The 15,642-nt window shown below is 71.5% G+C and carries 15 protein-coding genes; 8 read left to right on the forward strand and 7 right to left on the reverse strand.

The window, feature by feature from the left end; all coding sequences use genetic code 11:
- Positions 1 to 100: 100 nt before the first annotated feature.
- Both NFT33_RS14615 and pyrE read right to left on the reverse strand, forming a co-directional pair.
- Positions 101 to 757: a hypothetical protein gene (locus NFT33_RS14615; RefSeq protein ID WP_251676427.1), complete on the reverse strand. Its 657-nt coding sequence runs from the start codon at positions 755 to 757 to the stop codon at positions 101 to 103.
- Between the two features lie 5 nt (positions 758 to 762).
- Complete coding sequence (gene pyrE / locus NFT33_RS14620; RefSeq protein WP_251676429.1) at positions 763 to 1,458, reverse strand: orotate phosphoribosyltransferase; 696 nt, start codon at positions 1,456 to 1,458, stop codon at positions 763 to 765.
- Positions 1,459 to 1,476: 18 nt separating this feature from the next.
- On the opposite strand from pyrE, the gene NFT33_RS14625 reads away from it, so the two are divergent.
- The 4 genes from NFT33_RS14625 (at position 1,477) to NFT33_RS14640 (ending at position 4,389) form a co-directional block, all read left to right on the forward strand.
- The gene (locus NFT33_RS14625) at positions 1,477 to 2,283 is read left to right on the forward strand and encodes an exodeoxyribonuclease III (protein ID WP_251676431.1); all 807 of its coding nucleotides are present in this window, start codon (positions 1,477 to 1,479) and stop codon (positions 2,281 to 2,283) included.
- Positions 2,280 to 3,221 carry a class I SAM-dependent methyltransferase gene (locus NFT33_RS14630; protein ID WP_251676433.1) on the forward strand — a complete coding sequence of 314 codons (942 nt, stop codon included), beginning with the start codon at positions 2,280 to 2,282 and terminating at the stop codon, positions 3,219 to 3,221. Before NFT33_RS14625 ends, NFT33_RS14630 begins: the two co-directional genes overlap by 4 nt.
- Positions 3,218 to 3,649 (forward strand): SMU1112c/YaeR family gloxylase I-like metalloprotein, encoded by a 432-nt coding sequence (gene gloA2 / locus NFT33_RS14635; RefSeq protein WP_251676435.1) that lies wholly within the window; start codon positions 3,218 to 3,220, stop codon positions 3,647 to 3,649. Before NFT33_RS14630 ends, gloA2 begins: the two co-directional genes overlap by 4 nt.
- Before the next feature lie 137 nt (positions 3,650 to 3,786).
- Positions 3,787 to 4,389 carry a hypothetical protein gene (locus NFT33_RS14640; RefSeq protein ID WP_251676437.1) on the forward strand — a complete coding sequence of 201 codons (603 nt, stop codon included), beginning with the start codon at positions 3,787 to 3,789 and terminating at the stop codon, positions 4,387 to 4,389.
- Positions 4,390 to 4,391: 2 nt separating this feature from the next.
- Here NFT33_RS14640 and NFT33_RS14645 read toward each other — a convergent pair whose 3' ends face one another.
- The 3 genes from NFT33_RS14645 to NFT33_RS14655 form a co-directional block, all read right to left on the reverse strand.
- Positions 4,392 to 6,320, reverse strand: coding sequence for an ATP-binding protein (locus NFT33_RS14645; RefSeq protein WP_251676439.1), 1,929 nt, complete (start codon positions 6,318 to 6,320; stop codon positions 4,392 to 4,394).
- A gap of 4 nt (positions 6,321 to 6,324) precedes the next feature.
- Positions 6,325 to 7,407, reverse strand: a complete 1,083-nt coding sequence (locus NFT33_RS14650) for an HD domain-containing phosphohydrolase (RefSeq protein WP_251676441.1) — start codon at positions 7,405 to 7,407, stop codon at positions 6,325 to 6,327.
- Positions 7,408 to 7,514: 107 nt separating this feature from the next.
- Positions 7,515 to 8,504: a Bug family tripartite tricarboxylate transporter substrate binding protein gene (locus NFT33_RS14655; RefSeq protein ID WP_251676444.1), complete on the reverse strand. Its 990-nt coding sequence runs from the start codon at positions 8,502 to 8,504 to the stop codon at positions 7,515 to 7,517.
- Between the two features lie 105 nt (positions 8,505 to 8,609).
- Here NFT33_RS14655 and NFT33_RS14660 point away from each other — a divergent pair, with 105 nt between their 5' ends.
- The 4 genes from NFT33_RS14660 (at position 8,610) to NFT33_RS14680 (ending at position 13,600) form a co-directional block, all read left to right on the forward strand.
- Positions 8,610 to 10,151 (forward strand): DUF2868 domain-containing protein, encoded by a 1,542-nt coding sequence (locus NFT33_RS14660; RefSeq protein WP_251676446.1) that lies wholly within the window; start codon positions 8,610 to 8,612, stop codon positions 10,149 to 10,151.
- Entirely contained in the window at positions 10,148 to 11,680 is a 1,533-nt protein-coding gene (locus NFT33_RS14665) for a GTPase domain-containing protein (RefSeq protein ID WP_251676448.1), read from the forward strand. The genes NFT33_RS14660 and NFT33_RS14665 overlap by 4 nt, the downstream gene beginning before the upstream one ends.
- Positions 11,681 to 11,797: 117 nt before the next feature.
- Positions 11,798 to 13,360, forward strand: coding sequence for a methyl-accepting chemotaxis protein (locus tag NFT33_RS19280; protein ID WP_309296156.1), 1,563 nt, complete (start codon positions 11,798 to 11,800; stop codon positions 13,358 to 13,360).
- Between the two features lie 63 nt (positions 13,361 to 13,423).
- Positions 13,424 to 13,600, forward strand: coding sequence for a hypothetical protein (locus NFT33_RS14680; RefSeq protein ID WP_251676450.1), 177 nt, complete (start codon positions 13,424 to 13,426; stop codon positions 13,598 to 13,600).
- Between the two features lie 269 nt (positions 13,601 to 13,869).
- On the opposite strand, the gene NFT33_RS14685 is transcribed toward NFT33_RS14680, so the two are convergent.
- Both NFT33_RS14685 and NFT33_RS14690 read right to left on the reverse strand, forming a co-directional pair.
- Positions 13,870 to 14,025, reverse strand: coding sequence for a hypothetical protein (locus NFT33_RS14685; protein ID WP_251676452.1), 156 nt, complete (start codon positions 14,023 to 14,025; stop codon positions 13,870 to 13,872).
- 125 nt (positions 14,026 to 14,150) lie between these two features.
- Entirely contained in the window at positions 14,151 to 15,461 is a 1,311-nt protein-coding gene (locus tag NFT33_RS14690) for a maltoporin (protein WP_251676454.1), read from the reverse strand.
- Positions 15,462 to 15,642: the final 181 nt, after the last annotated feature.

The following is a 15,642-nucleotide window of genomic DNA, read 5'->3' on the forward strand; positions in this document are numbered from 1 at the left end:
GGGTCGATGGTCGTACCGCCCGGTCTCATTTCTCCACCGCTCGTGTCCTCAAGGCTGCTGGGCGGTCACCTTGAAAGGGATGCCTCTGAGGCGCTGCTGATCAGCGCGCGGCGGTGGGCGCGGTCAGGCTGCCTGGCGCCGCGCCGTTCCAGAGCTGGCGCAGCCGCGCCAGTTCCTGGTCGAAGCTGGCGTTGATGCGCCGGTTCTCGGCCAGATGACTCTGCATCGCGTCCTTCTGCGCCTGGGTCGCCACCTGGTTCTGCTCGATCTTCTGCCTGAGCGAGCGCGGCAGCTCGCGGCCCTTGTAGAACTCGGCCTCCTCGCGCAGCTGGCGGCGCTCGCGCTCGAGCTCCTCCATGCGCCTGTCGGTGCTCTGCATGGCCGAGCGCACCGGCTCCAGCGCGGCCTCGCGGGCCTCGTCGTGGCGCTCGATGTCCGGGTAGCGGCTCAGCAGGTTGCGGTCATGGCGGATCGCGTCGCGGCGGGTGCGCTCCTCGAGCTGCTCGCGCCGGCGTCTTTCCTCGGCGGCGGCGCGCTCCTCGGCGGTCATCGACGGCGGCAGGATGCGCCGCACCGAGCCGTCGGCGCCGCGCACCTGCTGCTCGCGGTCCATGCACTCGGCGATCGGGCGATCGGCGGTCAGGCGCTGGCCGCGGGCGTTGACGCAGGAATAGATGTCGGCCTGCGCCGGCAGCGGCAGCCCTGCCGCGCCCAGAGCGGCGGCCAGCAGCAGTCCGGCAGGAACGCGAGCCGCCACGCGGCTCACATCTGCACCCCGTAGCGGTCGCGGTAGGCCTGCACTGCCGGCAGGTTGCCGGCCAGGCGCTCGTCCTGCTGCGCGCGCAGGTAGGCCAGCAGGTCGGCCAGCGTGGCGATCGCCACCACCGACAGGCCCAGGTCGCGCTCGACGAACTGCACCGCCGAGTGCGCGGCATCGACGCCGTTCTCGCTGGCCTTCTCCTGGCGGTCCAGCGCGATGGTCACGCCGCAGGGCGTGGCGCCGGCGGCGCGGATCATCGCGATCGACTCGCGCACCGAGGTGCCCGCCGAGATCACGTCATCGATGATCAGCACCCGGCCCTTGACGGGGGCGCCCACCAGCGTGCCGCCCTCGCCGTGGTCCTTGGCTTCCTTGCGGTTGTAGGCGTAGGGCACGTTGCGGCCCAGGCGCGCCAGCTCGATGGCCACCGCCGCCGCCAGCGTGATGCCCTTGTAGGCCGGGCCGAACAGCATGTCGAACTCCAGCCCCGAGTCGATCAGCCGGCGTGCATAGAATTCGGCCAGGCGGCCCAGCCGGGCGCCATCATCGAACAGGCCGGCGTTGAAGAAATAGGGCGACATCCGCCCCGCCTTGGTCTTGAACTCGCCGAAGCGCAGCACGCCGGCGTCGACTGCAAAAGCCACGAAATCCTGGGCGAGGGCATCGGTGCGGGGGGTGCTTGCGTCTGGGGTCGTCATCTCGGAAGGTCTTTGCACGTGCGTCTGGTCAGCCTCAATCTCAACGGCATCCGCTCAGCGGCCACCAAGGGCCTTCATGCGTGGGTCGAGTCGGTACGCGCCGATTGTATGGGGGTGCAGGAACTCAAGGCACAGGCTCCTGACCTGAGCCCGGCGCTGTCCGTCATCGACGGGATGCAGGGTTTCTTCCATCACGCGCAGAAAAAAGGCTACTCGGGCGTGGGCGTCTACAGTCGTGTCACGCCGAGCGAGGTCATCGTCGGGCTCGGCGACGAGGAGTTCGACGCGGAAGGGCGCTATCTTGAAGCCCGTTACGACTCGCCACATCGGCGGCTGTCCATCATCAGCTGTTACTTCCCGAGCGGCTCGTCCTCGGAGGAGCGCCAGCAGGCGAAATACCGATTCCTGGCCCGCATCGCGCCGCACCTGCGCGCGCTGCGCCAGAGCGGGCGCGAGTTCGTGCTGATGGGCGACGTCAACATCGCGCACCGCGAGGCGGATCTGAAGAACTGGAAGGGCAACCTGAAGAACTCCGGCTTCCTGCCCGAGGAGCGCGCCTGGATGACGACGCTGCTGACGCCGCTCGACGCGGGCGGCGGCGGCCTGGTCGACGTCTACCGCCATCTGCACCCCGACACCACCGACGCCTGCTACACCTGGTGGAGCAACCGCGGCCAGGCCCGCGCGAAGAACGTCGGCTGGCGCATCGACTACCACCTGGCCACGCCCGGCCTGGCCGAGACCGCGCGCGCCGCCTCGATCTACAAGGACAGCTGGTTCAGCGACCACGCGCCGCTGACCATCGACTACGGATACGCGCTGTGAACGCCTTGCTTGACGCGATTGCCGCCATGCCCCGCCCGACCGGGGCGGTGCGGATCTTCCACGGCCGCGGCGGCCTGCATCCGGGCTGCGAGCCCTGGACGCTGGATGCCTGGCCGCCGGTCTGGGTGCTGACCTGCTTCCGCGCGCCCGCCGACGATCCGGCCGAGGACGAGGCCGAGCTGGCCACGATCGGCGCGGCGCTGGCTGCGCGCTGGGCCGAGATCGCGCCGGGCGAGCCGCTGGACTGGGTCTTCCAGCGCCGCCACGAGGGCCGCAGCGAGACCCGCCTGATGGCCGGCGCGGTGCCCGAGCCGCATGTCGTCGAGGAAGACGGCCTGAAGTTCCTCGTCCATGTGCTGCGCGGCCAGAACCACGGCCTGTTCCTGGACATGGCCGAGGGCCGGCGCTGGGTGCGCGAGCAGGCGCGCCGGCAGCCCGGCCTGAAGATGCTCAATCTCTTCGCCTACACCTGCGGCTTCTCGGTGGCGGCGCTGGCCGGCGGGGCGGGCCGGGTGGTCAATCTCGACATGAGCCGTGGCGCGATCTCGATCGGCAAGCAGAACCACCGCCTCAACGCGCTGGATGCGGGCGCCACCTTCCTGCCGCATGACCTCTTCACCACCTGGGGCAAGATCGGCCGCGGCGGCCCCTACGACCTGATCGTGGTCGATCCGCCCAGCTACCAGAAGGGCAGCTTCGTCGCCACCCAGGACTACGCGCGGCTGCTGCGCCGCCTGCCCGATCTGCTGATGCCCGGCGGCCAGGTGCTGCTGTGCCTGAACGCGCCCGAGCTGGGCAGCGCCTTCCTGCACGACGCGATGCGCGAGCACGCGCCCGAGCTGTCCTTCGTGCGCCGCCTGGACAACCCGCCGGTCTTCGCCGATGTCGATCCGGAGCGTGCGCTGAAGGTGCTTGTCTACGTCCTGCCCCGCCCATGAGCCTGCTGAGCATTCACCACGTCGCCATCATCTGCGCCGACTACGCCCGGTCGCGCCGCTTCTATGTCGAGCTGCTGGGCCTGCGGGTGCTGGCCGAGAACTTCCGCGAGGCGCGCCAGTCCTGGAAGCTCGACCTGGCGCTGCCCGACGGCGGGCAGATCGAGCTGTTCTCGTTTCCCGCACCGCCGCCGCGTCCCTCGCGGCCCGAGGCGCAGGGGCTGCGCCATCTGGCCTTCCAGGTCGAGGATGTGGCGGGCTGGAAGGCGCGGCTGGAGGCCGCCGGCATCGCGGTCGAGCCGATCCGCGTCGACGAGTACACCGGCCGGTGCTTCACCTTCTTCGCCGATCCGGACGGCTTGCCGCTGGAGCTGTACGAAAGTGGCGGGAAAGCAGCATGTACGCCGGAGAACCAGGGGAATGGCGCCTGAATGAGCGATCGATGTGCCCATTCGGTCACGACCTCAGCCGTGTGGCCGATGCCGTGCCGGCCGGGCGGGCCTAGTCTGGAAACCAGAGGGCCGGCACAGGGCCGGCCCGGCAGACGACCCCCACCCAGGAGTTCGCCATGAGCCCATCTCGTTCCACGCCGTTCCCGGTTTCCGTCCGTCCTCGGTCTGGCCGCCGCTTTGCCGCCGTGCTGGCGCTGGCGGCCACCGGTCTGCTGCCCCAGGCGCAGGCCGGCGAGGTCTACGCCAATGTCGGCCTGCCCGGCATCGGCCTGGGCTATGCCCATCCGATCGACAGCCGCTTCACGGTGCGCGCCGACTTCATGACGCTGGGCAGCCGCTCGAAGTCGACCACCGAGGAGGGCATTCGCTACGACGGCCGCTACAAGCTGCAGCGTCTGGCGGTACTGGGCGACTGGTTTCCCTTCGGCGGCAGCTTCCGGCTGACCGGCGGCCTGAGCTCGAACCAGTACAAGGTCACGCTGGATGCCACCGGCGAGAACGGTTCGCTCACCATCGGCGATCGCACCTACACCACCACCGCCGCCGACATCGGCGCGCTGGTCGGTCGCGCCAAGGTCGATGCGACGGTGCGCGGTGCGCTGGCCAGCGAGCCGGACATCCAGGCCAACCTCGACAAGGAGCTGGCCGAGCTGCGCGACGGCGTCGGCAAGGTGCGCGCGATTCCGCAGCTGTCGGTGGCGATCGGCTACAGCTTCTGAGCTCAGGCGGTCGCCAGATCGGCCGAGCACTGCGCCAGCCGGGTGACCCGCAGCTTCAGCGGCAGCATCAGCCGCTCGGCCTCGTCGAGCCGGCCTTCGCGGGCCAGATGGCTGATGCGGCGTGACAGCCGCTCCAGCGCCTCGGCCGAGCAGTTGCCGGCCGCACCGGCGATCTGGTGGGCCAGCAGGTCGATGCGGGCGGCATCGCGCTGGAGGAAAGCCCGGTCCAGCTCGTCCAGGCGCGGCAGGGTGTCCTCCACCAGCATCGCGACCAGCTCGCCCATCAGCACCTGATCACCACCCAGGCGCTCCAGCAGTTCATTCGAATCGAGGTCGCGCCAGGCGCGGTTGTCGCCCTCGGCCGGCTCGAGCGCGGGGGTGACCGCTGCGGCCGTGGACTCCGGCACGGCCGACGGAGCGCAGTCCGGCAGCCGCAGGCGCACATGGAAGAGGCTGCCCCGGCCGGGCTCGCTGTCGACCGCGATGCTGCCGCCCATCAGCCGGGCCAGCCGGGCGCAGATCGCCAGACCCAGACCGGTGCCGCCGTGGCGGCGGGTGGCCGGATCGGCCGCCTGGGAGAAGGCCTCGAAGATGCGCTGCTGCTGGGCCGGCGCGATGCCCACGCCGCTGTCCTCGACCGACAGGTGCAGCTCGTGCACGCCCTCGGCCTGGGGCTGGCTGGACAGGCCGACCGCGATGCCGCCCTGCTCGGTGAACTTGATCGCGTTGCCGAGCAGGTTGTCGACGATCTGCGCCAGCCGGGCCGCGTCGCCCAGCAGCCAGGACGGCACGCTGTCGTCGATCGAGAGGGTCAGCGCCAGATCGCGCGCGCGGGCTGCCGGACGGCGCACCTCCACCACCTGCTCGAGAAGCTGCCGAGGCGAGAGCGGCGCGCTGTCGAAGCGCAGGTCGGCCGACTCGATGCGGCTGTAGTCGAGCACGTCGCTGATCACCAGCTCGAGCGCCCGGGCCGACTCGCGCAGTAGCTGCAGGTGTTCGCGCTGCTCTGCGTCCAGAGGGGACGACGCCTGGGCCTGCGCATCCATCAGCAGGTCGCTCATGCCCAGGATGCCGTTGAGCGGGGTGCGGATCTCATGGCTCATGACCGTCAGGAAGCGGGTCTTGGCCTCGGAGGCGGCCTCGGCGCGGCGGGCCTCGGCGGTGCGCTCCTCGACCAGCTGGTTCATCAGCGCCATGGTCTGCTCGACGGTGCAGTCGCGGCTGCGGATCTGGTCGAGCATCGACTGGAAGGCGGCCACGGTGCGGCCGATCTCGTCGCTGCCGGGCTCGGGCAGCCGGGCCTGCTCGATGCGGCCTTCGGCGATCGCGGTGGCTGCAGCGGAGAGTTCGTCCAGCGGCTGGCTGATGCGCTGCGCCAGCGGCCGGGCCAGCCGGCGCAGCAGCAGCCCGGACAGCAGCGCGGCCAGCACCATCGCGCCGCTCTGGGCCAGCAGGCTGCCGAGCAGGTCGTGCTGGTCGATCTGCACCGTCACGCTGCCGACCCGCTCGCGCAGGTGGTCGACCACCGGCACGCTGCGCACCAGCCGGCCGCTGAGCAGCTGGCCTTCGCGGCTCCACAGCCCCGGCGTCGGCGCGCTGCCCCAGGAGGCCAGCGGCGTGGTCTGCCCTGCGGCATAGACCCAGATGCCGCTGATGCGTGGCTGGGATTCCGCGATCGAAAGATGCCGGGAAATGCTCGCCGGGTCACCCGCAGCCAGCGGCTCGGCGATCAGCGCGGCCAGAGCGCGGGTCACGTCGGCGGCTTCCGTCTCGGCGTGATGGAGCGCGAAGCGCCAGCCCACCAGCAGCGTGGCCAGCACCGACAGCAGCAGCGTCAGCGCGGTGCACAGGCCGATGAGCCGGCGCAGCTGCTGGCGCAGCGGCCGGCGCTGCGCGCCCAGGCCGACCTGCCGGATCCATCGCTCGATCATGGCTTCAGACGGCGGTCGGCGCCGGGGTCGTGGCCTGGCCGGGTTCTTCCGGCAAGGTGTCCTGATGGCGATCATGGATCGCGGTGACTTCGTCCCAGGCCGACAGCAGCGCCTCGACGCAGTCCGGGTCGAAATGGCTGCCGGCGTTGTCGACCAGGAAGCTGCGCGCCTGCTCGAGCGGCCAGGCCTTCTTGTAGGGCCGCTTGGAGGTCAGCGCGTCGAAGACATCGGCCACCGCGACGATGCGCCCGACCAGCGGAATCGCCTCGCCGCGCAGGCCCTGCGGATAGCCGCTGCCGTCGAACTTCTCGTGATGGCTGTGCGCGATGACCGCGGCCATGCGCAGCAGCGGCGAGGGACTGTCGCGCAGGATCTGGTAGCCGATGGCGGCGTGCTCGCGCATGATGGCCATCTCCCGGTCGTCGAGCCGGCCGGGTTTGAGCAGGATGTGGTCGGGCGTGCCGACCTTGCCGATGTCGTGCATCGGCGCGGCGCGGTGCAGCATGTCGAGCATCGCCTCGGGCAGACCGAGCTGGCGCGCGATCAGCCGCGAGTACAGCGCCATGCGCACCAGATGCAGGCCGGTCTCGGGGTCGCGGTATTCGGCCGCGCGCGACAGCCGCAGGATGGTGTCGTACTCGCGCTCGGCGATGACGCGGGTGGCGCGCTCGACCTCCTCGGCCAGCGTCGCGGCCCGCTCGGCCAGCGCCTTCTGGCTGCGCCGCAGCGCAAGCATGTTCTTGGCCCGCGCCAGGAACTCGGGCCGGTCGACCGGCTTGGTCAGGAAGTCGCTGGCCCCGCGCGCCAGCGCGTCGTAGCGCACCTGGGCCTCGTGGCTGGCGGTGATCATCAGGATCGGCACGTCGGCCTTGCCCGGATGCAGGCGCAGCTGCTCGATGAAGGACAGGCCGTCGACCACCGGCATCATGTAGTCGAGCAGCAGCAGGTCGAAGTCGTGGGTCAGGCACCACTGCAGCGCCGGCACCGGATCGGTGAAGTCGACGCTGGGCACCTCCGAGAGCTGGCGCGCCAGCGCCTTCAGCAGCGCGACGTTGACCTGGTTGTCATCGACGATGACGATCTGCATGCTTCCTCCGGAGGCGGGCGCGGCGGGACAACAGGCGCCGCCAGCTCCGGGGAAGATCGGCCGCACCGGCGGCCGACTTGAGTCTCAAGACCGGCAGTCCGCCGGGCTCACTGCGGCTGGAAGCCGCTGGCGCGGATGATGCGCGCCCAGGTCGCGCGGTAGGCCTGCTCGCGCGCGGCCAGCTTCGGGCCGTCGCTGAAGCCCACGCTCAGGCCCATCGCGGTCAGACGCGCATGCACCTCGCGCTGCGAGATCACCCCCGCCAGCGCCGCGGCGAAGCGCTCGCGCACCTCCGCGGGCGTGCCCGCCGGCGCGAACACGCCGTAGTAGGGCATGTCCTCGAAGCCCGCCAGGCCGAGCTCGGCGAAGGTCGGCACCTCCGGCATCGCCGCCTGGCGCCGCCCGCCCAGCACCGCGACCACCTTCAGTCGGCCGGCGCGATGGTTCTCGATGAAGTCGGGAATCGAGCCGACGCCGGCGGCGATCTGGCGGCCGAGCAGGTCGGTGATCATCGGCGCACTGCCGCGGTAGGGCGCGGCCACCAGATCCAGGCCGTGCTTGTCGCCGATCACCTTGACCAGGAATTCCGGCACCGAGGCCGGCGCCGGCACGCCGATCGCGCCCTTGCCCTGGCCGGCGCCGCGCACCCAGTCGACATACTCGCGCAGGCTTCTGGCCGGCGTGGCGTCCGACAGCGCCAGCGCGTTGACGAAGTCGGCAAAGCCGGCCACCGGCACGAAGTCCCTGGCCGGATCGAAGCCGGGCTGGCGCGCGACCAGCGGCAGGATCGAGATGGTGTGGTCGTGGCTGATGAAGAAGGTGGTGCCGTCGGGCGCGGCGGCCTTGAGCGCCTGCGCGGCGAGCTGGCCGCCGGCGCCGGGCTTGTTCTCGACGATGACCGGCTGGCCGAGCACCTCGCGCAGCCGCTCGGCCAGCAGCCGGGCGATGGCATCGGTGCCGCCGCCGGCGGGGAAGCCGACCAGCAGCCGGATCGTGCGGCTGTCGGCGCGGGCCGCCGGCAAGGCGGTGGCGGCCAGTGCGGCGGCCCCGGTGGCCAGGACGGCGCGGCGGGAAAGGCGGGCTTGCGGGTCGGTCATGGGGTCGGGATCCTTGGCAAAGGGTGAAAGGACAGGCTGGTCGTCATGGTAGTCCCGTGCCCCGGTCGGGGGTCTGACGCCGCGCACACGCTAAAGTCTCCCGCCATGGACGAGACGAACGCCCGCCAGGTGCTGCTGCTGCGCGCCTTCGAGACCGCCCGCCCCGCGCATCCGCTGTGGGGCGAGGATGACCGCCGCTGGGCCTCGCGCGTCGCGCTCGAGGAGGCGCCCGCCGACGACACGCCCGAGCGCTTCCTGGCGCGCCGTGCCGCGGCGGCGCTGCGCCGCCTCGGGCCGCGCGAATCGCATGTGCGCGACTGGCTGGCGCATCCGCTGTGGCATGGGCGCTGGATGCCGGCCGCGCTCGGTCTGGGTCTGATGCTCGGGCTGGTGGCCGACGCGCTCGGGCCCGCGCACCGCATCAGCCTGCTGGCGCCGCCGGTCTGGGCGCTGGTGCTGTGGAATCTCGGGGCGATCGTGCTGGTGCTGCTGCGCGGGCTGCTGGCGCTGCGGCCCTCGGCCTCGCCGCAGCCGGGCGGCCTGCGCGGCTGGCTGGCCCGGCGCACGCTCGGCCTGCGCAGCCTGCGGCGCACCCGCCGCGATGAACGGCGCCCGCCGCCGGACGCCCCCGATGCGCCCAGCCTGGCCAGCCTGCTCGACACGCTGGCCGTCCAGTGGCTGAGCCTGAGCGCCCCGCTGGCCGGCGCGCGCGCCGCGCTGCTGCTGCATCTGGGCGCGATCGGGGTGGCGCTGGGCGTCATCGCCTCGCTCTATCTGCGCGGGCTGGTGCTCGACTACCGCGTCGGCTGGTCCAGCACTTTCCTGGACACCGGCACGGTGCACCAGGCGCTGTCGCTGCTGCTCGAGCCGGCGGCGCGGCTGTCCGGCCTGAGCCTGCCGGATGCCGCGACGCTGGCGGCGCTGCGCCTCACCGAAGGTGCGCCGGTGCTGCCCGCGCCCGGCGGCATCGACACCGCCGCGCCGTGGATCCATCTGTGGTCGATCACGCTGGTCCTGGCGGTGGTGCTGCCGCGTGCGCTGCTGGCGCTGCTGGCGGCGCTGCAGGCCGGCTGGCTGGCGCGGCGCTTTCCGCTGCCGCTGACCGAGCCCTATTTCCGCGAACTGCTCGGCCAGCAGCGCCGCGAGGCCGCGCGGCCGGTGCTGCTGCCCTATGCGCAGCCGGCCGAGCCGGCCCGGGTCGCTGCGCTGACCGACCTGCTGCGCCGGCAGCTGGGCGAGACGCTGGCGCTGCAGGTCGCGCCGGTGCGCGCCTACGGCAGCGAGGACGAGACGGCGCTGCAGGCTTCGGTGGCGGGATCGCCCTCGCTGCTGCTGCCGCTGTTCGATCTGTCGGCCACGCCCGAGGCGGAAGTCCACGGCCGCTGGCTGCGGGCGCTGATGAATGCCTCGGCGCCAGGCGGGCGGCCGGGGCCGCGCATCGTCATGCTGCTCGAGGACAGCAGCTTCGCGGCCCGCTTCGCCGCCAGCGCGCCCGAGCGGCTGGCGCAGCGGCTGCAGGCCTGGCAGGCGCTGGCCGACAGCCTGGGGCTGGGCTGCGTGCGCCTGCACGAGGGCCGACCGGCGGCGGACGACACGGCGGCCCAGGCGGTGCTGGCCGGTCTGCAGCCTGCGGGAGCTGGCGCATGAAGGTCAGTCTGGATCTGGACATGAACGCCGCACCCGGCACGCCGCCCGGCGCGCGCGCCGACACGCTGGCGCTGACCCTGGTCTCGCACACCAACATCGGCAAGACCACGCTGGCGCGCACGCTGCTCGGCCGCGATGTCGGCGTGGTGCGCGACGCCACCCATGTGACCGAGTTCGCCGATGCGCATCCGATGATCGAGGCGCCCGACGGCGCGCGGCTGATGCTGTGGGACACGCCCGGCTTCGGCGACAGCGTGCGGCTGGTGCGGCGCATGCGCCAGTCCGGCACGCCGCTGGGCTGGCTGCTCAGCCAGGTCTGGGACCGCTGGCGCGACCGCGCCTTCTGGGCCAGCCAGCAGGCGCTGCGCAATGTGCGCGACGAGGCCGATGTCGCGCTCTATCTGGTCAGCGCCGCCGAGTCGCCCGAGGCGGCCGGCTATGTCGATCCGGAAATGGAGCTGCTGGCCTGGACCGGCCTGCCGGTGATCGTGCTGCTCAACCAGCTCGGCGGCCCGGACGCGCCCGAGCGCCTGCAGGCCGAGCTCGACCGCTGGCGCACCCGGCTGCAGGGCATTGCCGCGGTGCGGGCGGTGCTGCCGCTGGACGCCTTCTCGCGCTGCTGGGTGCAGGAGCTGGTGCTGCTGCGCGAGATCGAGCAGGTGTTGCCCGAGGCGCGCCGGCCGCTGATGGCGCGGCTGCGTGCGGCCGGCCGCCATGAGCGGCTCGAGCGGCTGGGTCGCTCCGCGCAGCTGCTGGCCGCCAGTCTGGCGCGGGTGGCCGCGATGGTGCAGCCGGTCGAGGACAGTGGCGCGCTGCGCGGTCTGGTGCGTCAGGTCGGCAGCGCGCTGGGCCTGGCCCGCGACGAGGAAACGCCGCTGGCGCGCGCCGGGCGCGAGCTGCTGGCGCGGCTCGACGGCGAGATCCGCTCCAGCACCTCGGATCTGCTGCATCTGCATGCGCTCGAAGGGCAGGCCGGCGCCGACGAGATTCTCGAGCAGGTGGGCGCCGCCTTCGATCATCAGGCGCGGGTGGCGCCCGCGCCGGCGGCGATCGTCGGCGGGCTGGTCTCGGGCGCGCTGGCCGGGCTGGGCGCCGACCTGGCCAGCGGCGGGCTGACGCTGGGCGGCGGCCTGATCGCCGGCAGCGTGCTGGGCGCGCTCGGCGCGGCTGGCCTGGCGCACGGACTGAACCTGGTGCGCGGACGCGACGGCAGCCGGCTGCTGCTGCAGGACAGCGCGCTGGAGGCGCTGCTGACGCATGCGCTGCTGCGCTATCTGGCGATCGCGCATTTCGGGCGCGGGCGCGGCGAGTGGAGCGGCAGCGCCTCGCCGGTGCACTGGCGCGAGCGCATCGAGGCGGCGCTGCAGGCGCGGCGCGCCCCGCTGGACGAGGCCTGGAGCGAGCGCGCCGACCTGCCGGCCACCGAGGCCCGGCTGCGCGAGCTGATCGAGGCCCTGCTGCGCGAGGTGCTGGCCGCGCTGCATCCTGCCGCCGCCGTCGAACTGGCGGTGCCGCCCCGGTCTTCTTGACCCTTCTGCCGCCGCCGGCCGCGGGCACGATGCGCCGTCGTGTCGCGCGTCACGGCTGGCCGCTGCCTGTCGCGCTCCTTCCACCCCGTCCGTGGCGGCCGCTGTCCAGGAGCCAAGATGAATCCCAGCCGACTCGGCCTGTCGCGACGCCTCGCGCTGGCTTTTGCGGTGCTGACCGCCCTGATGCTGGCCATCGCCGCCACCGCGGTGGTGCAGATGCGTGCGATGGACGGCCGTCGCGCTGACATCACCGACAACTGGCTGCCCAGTGTCGAGAGCGTCAACCAGATGCGGGCGCTGCTGGCCGAGCTGCGCATCGTCGACACCCTGCATGTGCTCAACACCGACGAGGTGGCGATGCAGGCGATCGAGAAGCGCATGGCCGACCTCCAGCAGCGTTTCGAGCGCACCCATGTCAGCTACGAGGCGCTGATCAGCAGCGACGAGGAGCGGCGCCTGCACGACGGCTTCAAGTCCGATCTGGCGCAAAACATGGGCGGACGCCAGCGCATGCTCGAGCTGTCGCGTCGCAATGCCAATGACGAGGCCCGCCAGCTGCTCGAAGGCGAGAGCCAGAAGAGCTTTTCGGCCAGCATGGCCTCGCTCGAGAAGCTGATCGCGCTCAACAGCCAGGGCGCGGCGACCGCGGCACGGGCCAGCGACGAGGCCAAGCAGCAGGGCCTGCTGGTCGTCGGCGTCGGGGCGCTGCTGGCGCTGATCGCCTCGGTGGCGATGGCCTGGCGCCTGACCCTTTCGATCACCGCGCCGCTGCGCGAGGCGGTCGAGATCGCCGATCGGGTCGCCTCGGGCGATCTGACGGTGCCGATCCGCACCGGATCGGATGACGAGACCGGCCAGCTGCTGGCCTCGCTGTCGCGCATGCAGGCCCGCCTGGTCGAGATCGTCGGCTCGGTGCGCGGCAATGCCGAGCTGGTCTCCTCGGCCAGCCAGGAGATCGCCCAGGGCAACCAGGACCTGAGCCGCCGCACCGAGGACCAGGCCAGCGCGCTGGAGCAGACCGCCGCGACCATGGAGCAGCTCGGCTCGACGGTGCGCCACAACGCCGAGAATGCCCGCGAGGCCAGCGTGCTGGCCAGCCAGGCCAACCAGGCCGCGCAGCGCGGCGGTGAGGTCACCACCCAGGTGGTCGACACGATGCGCGCGATCAACGAGAGCTCGCGCAAGATCGCCGACATCATCGGCGTGATCGACGGCATCGCCTTCCAGACCAACATCCTGGCGCTGAACGCGGCGGTGGAAGCCGCACGCGCCGGCGAGCAGGGCCGGGGCTTCGCGGTGGTGGCCACCGAGGTGCGCAACCTGGCGCAGCGCTCGGCCTCGGCCGCCCGCGAGATCAAGACGTTGATCACCGACAGCGTCGCCCGTGTCGACCAGGGCTCGCAGCTGGTCGACCAGGCCGGCGCGACGATGACCCAGATCGTCGACCACATCCGCCATGTCGGCGAGATGATCGAGCGGGTCAGCCTGGCCAGCCAGGAGCAGAGCACCGGTGTCGGCCAGGTCGGTCAGGCGGTGACGCAGATGGACCAGACCACACAGCAGAACGCCGCGCTGGTCGAGCAGTCGGCCGCGGCCGCCGACAGCCTGCGCCAGCAGGCGCAGCAGATGGTGCAGGCGATGGCGGTGTTCCGCCTGGCCCGCGACGGTCTGCACGCCTGACCGGCGGCCCGGCCGGCCGGCTCAACTGTCCAGGCCGGGCTGCACCGCATCGGCTGGGCGCGGTTGCTCAAGCGGGTCTTCGACATCGACATGCAGCACTGCCCGAACTGCCGCGCGGGGGAGCTCAAGATCATCGCGGCCATCCTCGAGCGACCGGTGATCGAGAAGATCCTGACCCACCTGGGACTGGATCCGCAGCCGCCGCCCAGGGGCCGAGCGCGCGAGGCGTGGCAAGACTGAAGCCGCCTGAGCCGCGTCGACCGTCCCGGACACCGCACACATCACCACGGGCTGCGCAGCCTGGCGCCAGCCGCCGGTGGCGCTGCGCCCGCATGCGGACTGGATGGCGGAAAACACAGGGTCAACCCCGAGATCAAGGCCCAACGAGCGCGAGGCGAGCCGTCAGGGCGGGCCGAATCCAGACAAGGCAACGGCCCAGGCGCCAGTTCCAAGCCATCCAGGCAGGCATCGGCTGCCCACCCAGGGCTGAGTCGGGCTTTCCAGGCTTTTCACAGACCAGACCGTTTGAAATTCCTATGCGCGCAGAACTCGAAGTCCTGACCCACCGAGCCGCAGGAAATCGTGAGGGTGGCCGCCTGGGCGGCGCCGGTGCCGCCGAGCGCGATCAGCGCGCCGACGACGAGGGGAGACAATTTGACGTTCATGGAGATTCTCCGAAGGGATGGCAGGGCCGGGGCCGGTCGATTAGAAGCGCTTTGGATCGCAGGTCAGCATAGCCCGGGCGCTGCGTGGATTCATGCGGGGTTGTGGGGATGGCCTCGGCTCACCCTCACCACCAGGCCTCGACCTGCACGCCGTAGCCCAGGCCGCTGCGCTTGTTGCCGTAGGTGGAGACCGGGGTGCCGCAGTCGCGGCCGGTGCAGGCCACGCCGCCCGCAGCCGCGGCCGCATCGTTCCACTTGGCGTAGGTGCCGTAGAAGCGGATCGCCGGACGCGACCAGATGCTGCTGCCCATCGAGAACTGCGTGCCTGCGGTCAGCTTGGCCAGCGTGCGGGTGTCCTGACCGTCGGGCTTGACCTGCTGGTAACCGACCTCGGACATCAGGCTCCAGACGTTGTTGAGGTGGTACTGCGGGCGGGCGCCGACCCAGAGGTCGCGCGTCTTGCTGCCGTTGACCTCCGACTGGCGCAGACCGGCGGTCATCGAGGCGGTCAGTGACGAGCCCTTCGGCTCGATCACCCACTGGTCGGCCAGCATCCACTCGGTGCGCGAATCGTTGCTGGCCACGATGGCAAAGCCCTTGAGCGCCGTGGCGTTCCTGGTGTACTGGGCAATCACCGTGTTGAAGCCGCCCAGACCGAACACGTTCTCCTGCGTATGGGTGGCGGTGAGCCCGAAGCCGTTCCGGCCATCGTTGCCACCATCGGCCAGCGCGGCATCGTCGCGGTTGTCCTTGACCACCAGGTTGACGCCCACGGTCAGTTTGCCGCCGGGGTTGACGGCAATGTCCTGCAGGCGCAGGTCGTGCGAGGTGGCGGCCCGGGCGCCCCCCTCGACGATGCCAGGCTGGTACTGGCCCACGTTCTTCTCCGAGGCCCAGTCGGCCTGGCCAGCGCGCAGCCAGGCGTAGGACAGCTTGCCGATGCCCACGTCGACGTTGTCCAGACCCCAGCCCGGACTCTGCGCCGGCTCCCAGTAGGTGTAGTCCAGCATGTGGATGTCGGGGTTCTTGTAGAAGCGCTTGCCCGCCCAGAGCGTGGCGCCTTTCAGGCCCGCAACGCCCATTGCTGCACCGATGTCCCGGGCCTCGACGAACGCCTCGCGGAAGGCCGGCGTGGTCTGCTCCCAGTTGGCCAGCTGCTGCGTGCCGTAGGCGGTGGTGAACTGGGCCCGGAAGGTCGTGCCGTCCACCTGGCCCAGCGTGGAGGCCAGGGTCAGGCTGGCATAGGTGTCGCACTCGTTGCCGAGGCGGAACCACACCGCCGAGCCGGGCAGGCGGAAGCACAGCTCCTTGCCCCCCTGGTCGCTGGAGCCACTTCCGCTGCGGAAGTAGCCGTGGAAGTCGATCGGGGAAGCCGCCGCCGAAGCGGCCATGCCAGCGGCAGCAAGGGCGCAGGCAACACGGATCAGGTTGTTCATGGGAAGTCTCCTCAGACGGGTCATCACGGGCATACCACCCGCACGGCGCATCGAACCGGTTTTGCTCCGGTGCGGCCATCGCAACATGCACCGCCAAATCTAAGAGCGGCTAACAAAACCAAACACCCGTCGTGTCAGATCCGAGCGATGCTGAGGGGATGAAACAGCAAGAAATCAGCGC

Origin of the sequence: Sphaerotilus sp. FB-3 (assembly GCF_023706025.1) — a bacterium.
Classification (GTDB): domain Bacteria; phylum Pseudomonadota; class Gammaproteobacteria; order Burkholderiales; family Burkholderiaceae_C; genus Sphaerotilus; species Sphaerotilus sulfidivorans.